The organism is Streptomyces sp. NPDC004111 (assembly GCF_042874215.1).
In the GTDB taxonomy this organism is placed as follows: domain Bacteria; phylum Actinomycetota; class Actinomycetes; order Streptomycetales; family Streptomycetaceae; genus Streptomyces.
Window position 1 is genome coordinate 322,393 of record NZ_JBIAMU010000012.1, and the last position, 12,345, is coordinate 334,737.

12 protein-coding genes are annotated in these 12,345 nt (G+C 72.2%); 7 read left to right on the forward strand and 5 right to left on the reverse strand.

The window, feature by feature from the left end:
* Window positions 1-17 precede the first annotated feature (17 nt).
* Window positions 18-659 (forward strand): uridine kinase, encoded by a 642-nt coding sequence (locus tag ACFYVL_RS24470; protein ID WP_389248192.1) that lies wholly within the window; start codon window positions 18-20, stop codon window positions 657-659.
* A gap of 84 nt (window positions 660-743) precedes the next feature.
* Here the strand turns inward: ACFYVL_RS24470 and ACFYVL_RS24475 are convergent, their stop codons facing one another.
* Window positions 744-1,025 carry a GlsB/YeaQ/YmgE family stress response membrane protein gene (locus tag ACFYVL_RS24475; protein ID WP_389248194.1) on the reverse strand — a complete coding sequence of 94 codons (282 nt, stop codon included), beginning with the start codon at window positions 1,023-1,025 and terminating at the stop codon, window positions 744-746.
* 161 nt (window positions 1,026-1,186) lie between these two features.
* Between ACFYVL_RS24475 and ACFYVL_RS24480 the strand changes: the two genes are divergently transcribed.
* Entirely contained in the window at window positions 1,187-1,693 is a 507-nt protein-coding gene (locus tag ACFYVL_RS24480) for an SRPBCC domain-containing protein (protein WP_389248196.1), read from the forward strand.
* On the forward strand, window positions 1,680-2,063 hold the full coding sequence (locus ACFYVL_RS24485) for a cupin domain-containing protein (RefSeq protein ID WP_389248198.1): 384 nt from the start codon (window positions 1,680-1,682) through the stop codon (window positions 2,061-2,063). Before ACFYVL_RS24480 ends, ACFYVL_RS24485 begins: the two co-directional genes overlap by 14 nt.
* Window positions 2,064-2,189: 126 nt before the next feature.
* Here ACFYVL_RS24485 and ACFYVL_RS24490 read toward each other — a convergent pair whose 3' ends face one another.
* The 4 genes from ACFYVL_RS24490 to ACFYVL_RS24505 form a co-directional block, all read right to left on the reverse strand.
* Window positions 2,190-3,440, reverse strand: a complete 1,251-nt coding sequence (locus ACFYVL_RS24490) for an MFS transporter (protein WP_389248248.1) — start codon at window positions 3,438-3,440, stop codon at window positions 2,190-2,192.
* Between the two features lie 191 nt (window positions 3,441-3,631).
* A complete protein-coding gene (locus tag ACFYVL_RS24495) occupies window positions 3,632-4,045 on the reverse strand; it encodes a hypothetical protein (RefSeq protein WP_389248200.1) in 414 nt (137 codons plus the stop codon).
* A gap of 74 nt (window positions 4,046-4,119) precedes the next feature.
* Window positions 4,120-4,689 carry a methylated-DNA--[protein]-cysteine S-methyltransferase gene (locus ACFYVL_RS24500; protein ID WP_389248202.1) on the reverse strand — a complete coding sequence of 190 codons (570 nt, stop codon included), beginning with the start codon at window positions 4,687-4,689 and terminating at the stop codon, window positions 4,120-4,122.
* 81 nt (window positions 4,690-4,770) lie between these two features.
* Window positions 4,771-5,685, reverse strand: a complete 915-nt coding sequence (locus ACFYVL_RS24505; protein ID WP_389248204.1) for a glycerophosphodiester phosphodiesterase — start codon at window positions 5,683-5,685, stop codon at window positions 4,771-4,773.
* A gap of 243 nt (window positions 5,686-5,928) precedes the next feature.
* Here ACFYVL_RS24505 and uvrB point away from each other — a divergent pair, with 243 nt between their 5' ends.
* The 4 genes from uvrB (at window position 5,929) to ACFYVL_RS24525 (ending at window position 12,185) form a co-directional block, all read left to right on the forward strand.
* Window positions 5,929-8,061 carry an excinuclease ABC subunit UvrB gene (uvrB, locus tag ACFYVL_RS24510; protein ID WP_389248206.1) on the forward strand — a complete coding sequence of 711 codons (2,133 nt, stop codon included), beginning with the start codon at window positions 5,929-5,931 and terminating at the stop codon, window positions 8,059-8,061.
* A 169-nt stretch (window positions 8,062-8,230) separates the two neighbouring features.
* The gene (locus ACFYVL_RS24515) at window positions 8,231-8,809 is read left to right on the forward strand and encodes a TerD family protein (protein WP_389248208.1); all 579 of its coding nucleotides are present in this window, start codon (window positions 8,231-8,233) and stop codon (window positions 8,807-8,809) included.
* Between the two features lie 116 nt (window positions 8,810-8,925).
* On the forward strand, window positions 8,926-10,923 hold the full coding sequence (locus ACFYVL_RS24520) for a TerD family protein (RefSeq protein ID WP_389248210.1): 1,998 nt from the start codon (window positions 8,926-8,928) through the stop codon (window positions 10,921-10,923).
* 266 nt (window positions 10,924-11,189) lie between these two features.
* Window positions 11,190-12,185 carry a TerC family protein gene (locus ACFYVL_RS24525; protein ID WP_389248212.1) on the forward strand — a complete coding sequence of 332 codons (996 nt, stop codon included), beginning with the start codon at window positions 11,190-11,192 and terminating at the stop codon, window positions 12,183-12,185.
* Window positions 12,186-12,345: the final 160 nt, after the last annotated feature.

Consider the following 12,345-nt stretch of genomic DNA (forward strand, 5'->3'; position numbering starts at 1 on the left):
CGCGCGATGATGGCCGGGTGCAGCTGAGACCGATCACCTGGGAACGCCTCGCCGATGCCGTCGCCGACCACCTCGACTCCCGCGCACCCGCCGACGGCAGCCCCTGGCTGAAGGCCGGCGTGGACGGCGCGCCCGCCGCCCGCACCGCCGAGTGCGCCGAACTGATCGCCGCGGCGCTCCGGCTGCGCGGCCGTACCGTGCACGTCGTCGGCACCGAGGGCTTCCTGCGGCCCGCCTCGCTGCGCTTCGAGTACGGGAAGCAGGACCCCGACACCTACTTCGACGGCTGGTTCGACACCGGGGCCCTGTGGCGGGAGGTGTTCGGCCCGCTGGAACCCGGCGGCAGCGGACGGGTCCTGCCCGACCTCTGGGACCCGGCCACCGACCGCGCCACCCGCAGCCCGTACGCACAACTCCCGCACGGGGCGGTGCTGTTGCTGCACGGTCCGCTGCTGCTCGGCCGCTGGTTCCCCTTCGACCTGTCGGTGTACGTACGGCTGTCGGCCGGTGCGCTGGCTCGCCGCACCGGCGAGGACGCGCGGTGGACGCTGCCCGCCTTCGCGCGCTACGAGGAGGAGGTCGGCCCCTCGGACACGGCGGACGTCGTCGTACGGGCCGACGACCCGCGGCACCCCGCCTGGACGGGGCTGCCCGGCTGACCGTGCCGGACGCCGACGCCGGACGCCGGACGCCGGGCCGGGAAAGGGCGCAGGGGACAGGGGGCAGGGCCGCGGGCGGCCGGTCTACCGGTGGCTGCGGCTGCGGCCGCTGTCCTTGAACCGGTCCAGGGCGGCCACACCCAGCGCGGCCAGCCCGATCTGGATCAGCCATTCGATCCAGTCGACGCCCTTGGTGTCCGCCACACCGAAGGCCGCGGCGATCGCCGCACCCACCAGCGCCGCGACGATGCCCACCAGGATGGTCCACAGGACGCCGATCCGCTGCCTGCCCGGGACCACGAGCCTGCCGAGTACGCCGATGACGATGCCGATCACTATCGCGCTGAGAAAGCCTGATATCTCCATGGTCGTAGCTCCCTGTCGTGGCTTGTGCCTATACCTGTGCCCGTCGTGGACCGGAGCACGCGCTGCCGGTATTGCCGGTTTCGACCGGCTCGGCGAGCATCTGAGGTGTACGGGGCGAGAGGCGACGGGCGTGGTCCCGTGCGCCGGAAGGGACTCCCACCATGGCCAGTGATTCCCCGGCGCCGGGCGCATCGGGCATCGACCTCAGCCGGGTCTTCGACGCCCCCGGGGAGCGGGTCTACGAGGCGTGGACGGAGCCGGAGCGGTTCGCCGGCTGGTTCGGGGCGCCCCTCGACGTTCCGGTCTCCGGGGTCCTGCTGGACGTGCGGCCGGGCGGCGCCTGGCACGCCACGACGGTCGCGCCGGACGGTGCGGAGCTGCCGTTCTGGGGCGAGTACCAGGAGGTCGTACCGCCGCGGCGGCTGATGTTCACGCTCGCCGACCGCAGCTCGGACGACGGGGCGGAGGGCGAGCTGGTGGTGGTGACCTTCGAGGACCTCGGGGACGGGCGGACCGCCATGCGGTTCCAGCAGCTCGGCGGGAACCTCGGCGGGGAGGGTTACGCGCGGGCGGAGGCGGGCTGGAGCCGCTTCTTCGACCACCTCGCGGACCAGCTCGCCGGGCCCCCGGCGCCGGGAGCTAAGGTGACCGGCCATGACGACAATTGATCAAGTTTCTGCTGCTTCCGACGCCGCGCCCGCGTCCTTCTCCGTGCACATCCCGGACGCGGAGCTGGAGGCCGAGCCGCTCGACCCCGAGCAGATCGTCTCCGGCACCCCGGAGGTCACCGGCAAGGTGCTGTGGGAGTCCCCGGACGGCAAGCAGCTGCGCGGCATCTGGCAGATCACGCCCGGAGTGGTGACCGACACCGAGGCCAACGAGCTGTTCGTGGTGGTCAGCGGTCGCGCCACCGTCGCGGTGGAGGGCGGCGCGACCCTGGAGATCGGTCCCGGCGACGCCTGTGTGCTGCGCGAGGGCGACCGTACGACCTGGACGGTGCACGAGACGCTGCGCAAGGCGTACCACATCAGCCTCTGACGAGTTCCGGCCCGCACGGCCCCGCTCCGGCGCGTGCCGGGCCGCGGGAGTCCGGCCCTGGTCCGGCCCCGGGTGTCGCCGGTCACCGTCCGGACGCTCCGCGTGTCACCGCCCGGACGTCGCCGGTCAGCCCCCGGACGCCGTGCGGGCGGCCTTCTTCGCGGGTGCGGTACGGGCCGTGAAGAGGGCCAGCGCAGCCATCGGCAGCAGCAGGAGGGCGCCGGCCGCGTTGAGCCAGCCGTAGCCCGCCTGCGCGACGATCAGTCCGGCCGCCGCACCGCCGACACCGGCAGCCGAGTTCATCGTCAGGTCGGACAGGCCCTGCACGGCGGCGCGCGCGGGCTGCGGCACCGAGTCCGTGAGCAGCGCGGAACCCGAGACCAGACCGGCCGACCAGCCCAGACCCAGCACGAACAGGCCCGCGGCGGTCTGCCCGTGGCTGCCGCCCGAGGTGCCCGCGAGGAGCGCGGCCAGGGACAGCAGCCCCGCCGCGAGACCGATCACCGACAGCCTGCCCAGCCGGTCCGCGAGCCAGCCCATCACCGGTGAGAACGCGTACATGCCCGCGATGTGGCCGCTGATCACCAGCCCGACCAGCTCCAGCCCGGCACCGTGGTGGCCCAGGTGGACGGGGGTCATCGTCATGATCGACACCATGGCGGTGTGGGTGACGGCGACCGTCACCAGGGCCAGCCTGGCGCGCGGGGACGCCTTCACCGCGGCGATGCCCGCCCGCAGCGAGCGGCCCGCGGCCGACTGTTCCTCGCGCGGAGCCAGCGCCCGCGCCGTGAGCAGCGGGTCGGGCCGCAGCAGCGTCGCCACGACCACGCCCGTGACCAGGAAGATGACGGCGGCCCACAGGAAGGGGGCCGCCGTCACGGGTATGGAGGTACCGGCGAAGACGCGCCCCGCGGGGGCCGCGATGTTGGGTCCGAGCACCGCGCCGATGGTGGTCGCCCAGACCACCGTCGAGATGGCCCGTGCCCGCCGGTCGGGTGCCGCCAGGTCGGCCGCGGCGAACCGGGCCTGAAGGTTCGCGGAGGACGCGGCTCCGAATCCGGCCATGCCGATGAGCAGCAGCGGGAAGCTGTCCGCCAGCGCGGCCAGCACCACGAGCCCGGCCCCCAGCGCACCGATCAGATACGCCAGCACCAGACCGGGCCGTCGCCCGCGCGAGGTCATCAGCGAGGCGAGCGGCACCGAGAGCAGCGCCGTGCCCACCACGGAAGCGGTCGGCGCCAGCCCGGAGACTGCCTCCGTGCCACTGATCTCGGTGGCCAGCACGGGAGCCAGCGCGATGCCGATCGGCACCCCGAGCCCGCCGAGGATCTGACTCACGATGAGCACCGCGGTGGTCCGCCGCTGGAGCGCGGGCAGCGCCTCGGCACTGACGGGCGCGTCCGCGAGATCGGTCGCGAGAGCGGCGGCGTCGGGCGCGGTGACGCCGCTGTCGGATGCGGGCACCCGGGCGTCCTCCGGCGCGCCCGGCCGGACCGGCCGCCCCTCGCCGTCGAAGCCGCTCGTGCTGTCCGTGCCGCTCCGGTCCCTGCCGTTCCTGTCCGTGGTGCTCACTTCGCGTACGCCTTTCCGCCGTCGGCCGCCAGCGCGGTCGCGATGTGCAGGTGCGCCGCACGGCGCTGTTCCCCGGGCATCCGGGGGAGCACGCCCTCCCACGCCGGGAGGAACGACCCCCGCAGCTGCTGCATTCCGGCGGGGTGGTCGTCGGCCCACAGCGCGTCCTCGACCGGTGAGGTGCAGCCCGCGCAGTCCTCGGGGCCGTCCTCGCCGTGGCGCGGCGGCTCGGGGAACACCGGCGGCTCCAGCGCCTTGACCCGCAGGGTGCCGTCGAAGGGGAAGGTCTCCCAGGTGGGGGCCGAACCGGCGGGCAGTTCCTGGGGGACGCCGATCGGCAGCCGGGCCAGATAGGCGTCGGGGTCGTAGGCCGTGTCGGTGCCGTCGGGTATCGGGGGAGTAGTCGTCACCGCCGCAGTGTGCCAGCACCCTCCGGCGGGCGGCACGGGGTTTCCCCGACGCACCGGGGGGCGGGGGGCGCCGGTCAGAAGAGCGGTCGCGGCAGGACCCCCTCCAGTGCGAGCAGCACCCGCTTGGTCTCCAGGCCGCCGCCGAATCCGCCGAGCCCGCCGTCGCTCTCCACCACGCGGTGGCACGCCACGACGAGGGGCAGCGGGTTCGACCCCATGGCCGCGCCGACCGCCTGGGCGGCCTGCGGCTGTCCGACACGTCGGGCCAGATCGCCGTACCCGACGACGCTGCCGTACGGCACCGAGTCGTTCAGCTCGCGCAGCACCTGACGGTTGAAGCCTGAGGTCAGCGACCAGTCCAGCGGGAGGTCGAAGGCGCGCAGCCCGCCCGCGAAGTAGGCGGCGAGCTGCCGGACCGGTTCGGCGAGCCGGCCCGAGGCCGGTATCGCGTCCGCAGGCACCGCGACGAGCGGGCGGCCCAGCCGCGACGACAACTGCTCCAGGGCCTTCTCGCGCACCCGGGGACGGGCGTGGAAGACCACGTTCACCAGGCCGGTCCCGGTCGCGGCCAGGAGCAGCGGGCCGATGTCGCTGTCGACGACGGCCCACTCGACACAACTCTCGGGGAGCACTTCGCTGTTCACGTCCCCCACGGTACGACCGGCCACTGACAACGCGCCCCGGGTCCGGGGACGGAGGCGCTGCCGGTGGCCGGTCCGGTCCCGCTACTTGCGGCGCAGGGCGTCGCGCACGACGTCCGGCTTGTTGGTGATGATGCCGTCCACGCCGAAGCCGCGGACCTTCTTCGCGTTCACGGCGTCGTCCACGGTCCAGGTGTTCACCTGGAGCCGCCTGCCGTGCGCCCCCTTGAGCCGGTGCACCGCCTGCACGTAGGCCGCGTCGATCGTCCCGTGCTGCGGGTTGATCCGGTCGGTGTACGCGGCGTACTTCGGCAGGTCCGCGACCGCGGGCGTGCCGAGGAAGCCGGTGGTGAGGTCGGCCCGCAGCGTGTGCACGGTGCGCACGCTGTCCGCGCTGAAGCTCTGCACGACCAGCTTGCGCCGCACGTGGTCCCCGTCCAGCCAGCCCTCCTGGGCCAGCACGCCGAGCACGTCCTTCTCGATGCCCGGGTACATCTCCGGGTTCTTGACCTCCATCAGCAGCTTCTGCTTGTTGTCGTCGAGCCGGTTCAGGTACTGCTTCAGCGTGGGCACGCGCGCGCCCGCGTACGCGGGACCGAACCAGCTGCCCGCGTCCAGAGTGTTGATCTCGGCCGCGGTGAAGTCCTTGATCTTCCAGGGCGCGCGGTCGGGGAAGAGCTGCTCCACGTTCGTGGTCCGCGCCAGGCTGTCGTCGTGGACGATCACCAGCTCACCGTCCTTGGTGCGCTGTACGTCGTTCTCCACCCAGTCGATGCCCATCGCGTCCGCCCGGTCCACCGCGGCCAGGGTGTTCTCCGGCGCGTACGCGGAGGCCCCCCGGTGGGCGAAGAGGGTCGGGCCCGCGGAGGCGGTGACGGCGGCCGAGGCCGCGTCGGCGGCCCCGGGCCCCGGGGCTGCCTGGGCGGTGGCGGGCAGGGCGAGCGCGCCCGCCCCACCGGCGAGGACGGCAAGGGCGAGGGCAACGGTGCGTCTGTGCAAAGGAGTTCTCCTCGTGCGAGAGGTGCAGGTGGCCGCTTGGACCAGAGCGTGACACTAGAGCGTCAACACGGAGCGGGCGAGGGGTGGGCGCCGAGTGGCCGCACGGTGAACGCCGCGCCACGCCCCGCGCCGGGCCTCGTGCCGCCCCCCGCACCGCGCAGGGGCCCGCACCCGGCCCCGCGCCGGACCCCCTGGCGGGGTGATCGCGGTGTGAGTGTCAGTGGTGGGTCGTACGGTGGTTCCATGCGGCCCGTTTCCAAGATCGAACGTACGGTGGCGCCCTTCGAGGTCGTCAGCCCCTACCAGCCCAGCGGTGACCAGCCGACGGCCATCGCCGAGCTGGAGAAGCGCATTCGCGCAGGTGAGAAGGATGTCGTCCTGCTGGGTGCGACCGGCACCGGCAAGTCGGCGACGACGGCCTGGATGATCGAGAAGCTTCAGCGACCCACGCTCGTCATGGCCCCCAACAAGACCCTCGCCGCCCAGCTGGCGAACGAGTTCCGGGAGCTCCTGCCGAACAACGCGGTCGAGTACTTCGTCTCGTACTACGACTACTACCAGCCCGAGGCGTACGTCCCGCAGTCGGACACCTACATCGAGAAGGACTCCTCGATCAACGAGGAGGTCGAGCGGCTGCGCCACTCCGCGACGAACTCGCTGCTCACCCGCCGCGACGTGGTCGTGGTCGCCTCCGTGTCCTGCATCTACGGCCTCGGCACGCCGCAGGAGTACGTGGACCGGATGGTCTCCCTCAAGGTCGGCGAGGAGATCGACCGCGACGCCCTGCTGCGCCGCTTCGTCGACATCCAGTACACCCGCAACGACATGGCGTTCCAGCGCGGCACCTTCCGGGTCCGCGGCGACACCATCGAGATCTTCCCGGTGTACGAGGAACTGGCCGTACGCATCGAGATGTTCGGCGACGAGATCGAGGCGCTGTCCACGCTGCACCCGCTCACCGGCGAGGTCATCAGCGAGGACGACAGCCTGTACGTCTTCCCCGCCAGCCACTACGTGGCGGGACCCGAGCGCATGGAAAAGGCGATCAACGGCATCGAGAAGGAGCTCGCCGAGCGCCTCGCGGAGCTGGAGAAGCAGGGCAAGATGCTGGAGGCCCAGCGGCTGCGCATGCGCACCACCTACGACCTGGAGATGCTCCGCCAGATCGGCAGCTGCTCCGGCGTCGAGAACTACTCGATGCACTTCGACGGCCGCGAGCCCGGCACCGCCCCGCACACCCTCCTCGACTACTTCCCCGAGGACTTCCTCCTCGTCCTCGACGAGTCGCATGTCACCGTCCCGCAGATCGGCGCGATGTACGAGGGCGACGCCTCCCGCAAGCGCACCCTGGTCGACCACGGCTTCCGGCTGCCGTCCGCGATGGACAACCGTCCCCTGAAGTGGGAGGAGTTCCAGCAGCGGATCGGCCAGACGGTCTATCTGTCGGCCACCCCGGGCACCTACGAGCTCTCCCGGGGCGACGGCTTCGTCGAGCAGATCATCCGCCCCACCGGCCTCGTCGACCCGGAGGTCGTCGTCAAGCCGACCGAGGGCCAGATCGACGACCTGGTGCACGAGATCCGGCTGCGCACCGAGCGCGACGAGCGCGTCCTGGTCACCACCCTCACCAAGAAGATGGCCGAGGACCTCACCGAGTACTTCCTCGAACTGGGCATCCAGGTGCGGTACCTGCACAGCGACGTCGACACGCTGCGCCGCATCGAGCTGCTGCGCGAGCTGCGCGCCGGTGAGTACGACGTCCTGGTCGGCATCAACCTGCTGCGCGAGGGCCTCGACCTGCCCGAGGTCTCCCTGGTCGCCATCCTCGACGCCGACAAGCAGGGCTTCCTGCGCTCGGGCACCTCGCTCATCCAGACCATCGGCCGCGCGGCGCGCAACGTCTCCGGCCAGGTGCACATGTACGCCGACACGGTCACCCCCGCCATGGCCAAGGCCATCGACGAGACCAACCGCCGCCGCGAGAAGCAGGTCGCGTACAACAAGGAGCACGGGATCGACCCGCAGCCGCTCCGCAAGAAGATCAACGACATCGTCGCGACGATCGCCCGCGAGGAGGTCGACACCGAGGAGCTGCTGGGTACCGACTACCGCAAGCCGCGGACCGGCAAGGACGCCAAGGCGCCGGTGCCGGCCCTCGGCGGGAAGGCGGGCCGGGCGGGCAAGGGCGGGAAGAAGGACGCCGAGGTCCTCACCGATCGCCCCGCCGCCGAACTGGCCCAGCAGATCGAGGAGATGACCGACCGGATGCGGGCCGCCGCCGCCGAGCTCCAGTTCGAGGTCGCGGCCCGGCTGCGCGACGAGGTCGGTGAACTCAAGAAGGAACTGCGGCAGATGCGGGAGGCGGGACAGGCGTAAACGGGCGGGACCGGGCGGCTGCCCCGGTGCGCGTGACGCGGGCGCGTCGCGGAGTGTTGCAGGACCGACACAAAACGCACCGGGGTTGCGACCCCCTGCCGGGAACTGCGTAGGGTGCTGGTCAACCGCACACACGGGCGGTGGTGGGGCATGTGGAGAGGGGTAGCGCGTGACGGTCAACATGACCAAGGGCCAGGCCATCAGCCTGCAGAAGAGCGATGGGGGAACCCTGACCGCGGTGCGGATGGGGCTCGGCTGGCAGGCGGCGCCGCGCCGTGGTCTGTTCGGCTCGCGCACCCGCGAGGTCGACCTCGACGCCTCGGCGGTGCTGTTCGCGGACAAGCAGCCGGTGGACGTCGTCTTCTTCCGCCACCTCGTCAGCGACGACGGCTCGGTCAAGCACACCGGTGACAACCTCGTCGGCGGTGCCGGCCAGGGCGGCGACGACGAGTCGATCCTCGTCGACCTCCAGCGCGTCCCGGTGCACATCGACCAGATCGTCTTCACGGTGAACTCCTTCACCGGCCAGACCTTCCAGGAAGTGCAGAACGCGTTCTGCCGCATCGTGGACGAGACCAACGGCCAGGAACTGGCCCGCTACACGCTCGACGGCGGCGGCCAGTACACCGCCCAGATCATGGCCAAGGTGAGCCGCTCCGGCGCCGGCTGGCAGATGACGGCCCTCGGCAACCCGGCCAACGGGCGCACCTTCCAGGACCTGATGCCGTCGATCCTGCCGCACCTGTAGAAAGCCGACGGACGGCCGGGCCCGCGGGGGACGGCCGAGCGGCACCGCCGCAGCAACACCGCAGCTCCCGGAGGCGACAGGCCGCCGGGAGCTGCGACCGACTTGGGGGAGAGACGATGACGGCCGAGCTGGTCCGGGGGCAGAACCACCCCCTGCCCCAGGCCCGTTTGGAGATCCGGGTCTCGGCCGGCCAGCCGGTCGTCGCCGGAGCCACGCTCGGCGACGAGCACGGCACCGTACGGGGCGTCGCACAGGTGGCCCACCCGGGCGCGCCCCAGCTGCCCGGCCTGGAGGTGTCCCGGCAGGCCGCGGCCGACCACCGGCTCGCCGTCGACCTGGGCGCGCTGTCCGCGACGGTGCACCGGGTCAACGTGCTGCTCGCCCTGCCCACCGCCGTCGGCTTCCCCTCCCGCTTCGGCGCGGTCGCGGCACCCTTCGTCGCCGTGACGACCCCCGAGGGCGAGGAGGTCGCCACCTTCACCCTCACCGGACTGGACGCCGAGGCCGCCGTCGTGGCCCTGGAGCTGTACCGCCGCGGCGACGCCTGGAAGGTGCGGGCCGTCGGCCAGGGGTACGCGGGCGGACTCGCCGAGCTGCTCGCCGACCAGGGCCTCGGCCAGGCCCACGAACTGGCCGCCGGCATCCAGGAGGCGGTCGGCCGCGGCCTGGCCCGCTCGGTGGCCCCGCCCCCGCCGCGTACCGCCGAGGGCGAGCGCTCCCGCCGGGCGGCCTCCCCGGCCCGTCAGGACGCGGTACGCAGCAACGGTGCCGCGGCCGACCCCGCCCCCGCCGCCCCGGCCGGCGGCCCCGTACGGCCCGCCCCGGAACCGGCCCCGCCGGCCGCCGGGCCCGCCGCCCCCGCCCCGGACGGGGGCCCCATCGACTACAGCCACCCCCGCCGCCGGGCCGCCGCACCCCCGCCGCCCCCGCCCGCACCGCCCACCCGCCCCGAGCCCGCCCCGCACGAGCCGGGGCAGCCGCCGCGCCCGGTCGCGGGCGACGCCTCCGGCTGGTCGCTGGAGGAGCGCCTCTACAACCAGGTCTGGGGCATGTTCGAGGACCTGGCCCGCACGGTCGCCGCGTACCGCAGCGCCGTCGACTTCGCCGAGTCCCGGATGGAGCAGGAGCTCGACAAGGTCCTCTCCGACCCCCGCAGCCGCATCGGCGGTGCGGGCGACGCGGCCCGCGAGAGCGCCCGCGCCAAGCGCGACCAGCTCGTGGAGCAGGCGCGCGCGGTGCTGGACCGCGACCTCGCCCAGCTGATCGCCGAGTCCGAGGTCGTCGAGCCCGCGCTGCCGCCGTCCTTCGCCCGCTGGGACAACCCGGCATGGCACGCCTACCGGGTCCCGATGGAGATCCCGATGGCGCTGCGGATCGGCGATCTGCACCTCCCGGAGCGCCCGGACCTGCACATTCCGCTGCTGGTCAGGCTGCCGTTGGAGCGGGGTCTGTGGATCGACAGCGGACGGACCGGGTCCGAGGCCGCGATGATGATGGACACCGACCAGCTGCGCCGCCAGTCCATGGACACGGCCGTCGCGCACGCCGCCCGGCTGCTCGGCTCCTACCCGGCCGGCGAGTTCACCGTGCACGTCGTCGACCCGGCGGGCTCCGCGCAGGCGGCCCTCGCACCGCTGGTCAAGTCCGGTGTGCTGGCCGCGCCCCCGGCGGCCGGGGCGCAGGGCGTGCAGACCGTACTGGCGCGGCTGACCGAGCGGGTGGACCTGGTCCAGATGGCGATCAGGGCCGGGGCGTCCGACGCGCTGCCGCCGCACGTGGACACCGCCGAGCAGCTGCTGATCGTCAACGACTTCCCGCACGGCTTCGACGACCGGGCCGTCACCCAGCTCCGCTATCTCGCGGACGAGGGCCCGTCCGTCGGCGTCCACCTGATGATGGTGGCCGACCGGGAGGACGCCAGCGGATACGGTCCGGTGCTCGACCCGCTGTGGCGTTCGCTGCTGCGCATCACACCGGTGCCCGACGCGCATCTGGCCGATCCGTGGGTGGGCCACCCCTGGACGTACGAACCGCTGCTGGCGCCGCCCGGCAGCCAGGTCCTGTGGAACGTGCTCAGCCAGGTGGCTGCCGCGCGCAGGGCTCTGGGGCGCTGACCCGAGATCTTTCCCAAACCTCAGTAAACAGCTCTGACCTGCGTATTTACCCGATTCTTTACTAAACCCTTTACCTGTTCTTGGTACTTCCTGTAGTCTCGGCGGAGCGGAGGGGAGTACTCCCGGCCTGCGATGTTCCCGTCAGTACGGACCGCCATCGGTCCCGGGGCATCGGCCCGGCGCACGCCACAGAGCGGCTCGGGTGGAAGAGACCTCCGGCAGCGACGACGCTGATTGAGTTGCCGTAGCTATCTGCCGGAGGCGCAGTGGACGTTTCAACGAGCATGTGGGTCTTCACCATCCTGGGCCTCGCGGCCCTGATCGGTGTCGACTTCTTCATCGGGCGCAAGCCCCACGACGTGTCGATCAAGGAAGCCGGAATCTGGACGGTCGTCTGGATCACCCTGGCCGTCCTCTTCGGCTTCGGCCTGCTGTGGTTCGGCACCAGCCAGGCGTCGGCCGAGTTCTTCGCCGGGTTCGTCACGGAGAAGTCGCTCAGCGTCGACAACCTCTTCGTCTTCGTCCTGATCATGGCGAAGTTCTCGGTGCCCTCACACCTCCAGCAGCGAGTGCTGCTGATCGGTGTGCTGATCGCCCTGGTGCTGCGCGCGATCTTCATCGCGGCCGGCGCCGCGGTCATCTCCAACTTCTCGTGGATCTTCTACATCTTCGGCGCGTTCCTGCTCTACACCGCCTGGAAGCTCATCCAGGAGGCGCGGGCCGACGAGGACGACGAGGACTGGGAGGAGAACCGCCTCCTCAAGAAGATCGAGACCAAGTTCGGCGTCGCCGACCAGTACCACGGCACCAAGCTGTTCATCCAGAAGAACGGCAAGCGGATCCTGACCCCGCTGATGGTCGTGATGCTCGCCATCGGCATGACCGACCTGCTGTTCGCGGTGGACTCGATCCCGGCGATCTTCGGCCTCACCCAGGACCCGTACATCGTCTTCACCGCCAACGCCTTCGCGCTGATGGGTCTGCGACAGCTGTACTTCCTGATCGGCGGCCTGCTCAAGAAGCTGGTCCACCTCAGCTACGGCCTGTCCGTCATCCTCGGCTTCATCGGCGTCAAGCTGGTGCTGCACGCCCTGCACGAGTCCGGGGTGCCCGTCCCGGAGATCTCCATCGCGGTCTCGCTCGCCGTCATCGGCGGTGTCCTCGTCATCACGACGATCACCAGCCTGATCGCCAACAAGAAGCGGGAGGCGGCCGAGGCCGCCGAGACGGGGAAGTCCGACCGGACGCCCGTCGACTCCTGACCCGCACCCGCCGCCGAGCGGCAGCGGCACGACGCACGAGAGGTGGGGGGGCCCCCCGCGGCCCCCCCCCCCCGGGGCGCGGCGGTTCAGACCCCTGTGGGCCGGGGGCCAGCCCCCCCCGACCGACGCCCCGGCCCCGGGCCGGGACTGGGGCCTCCCG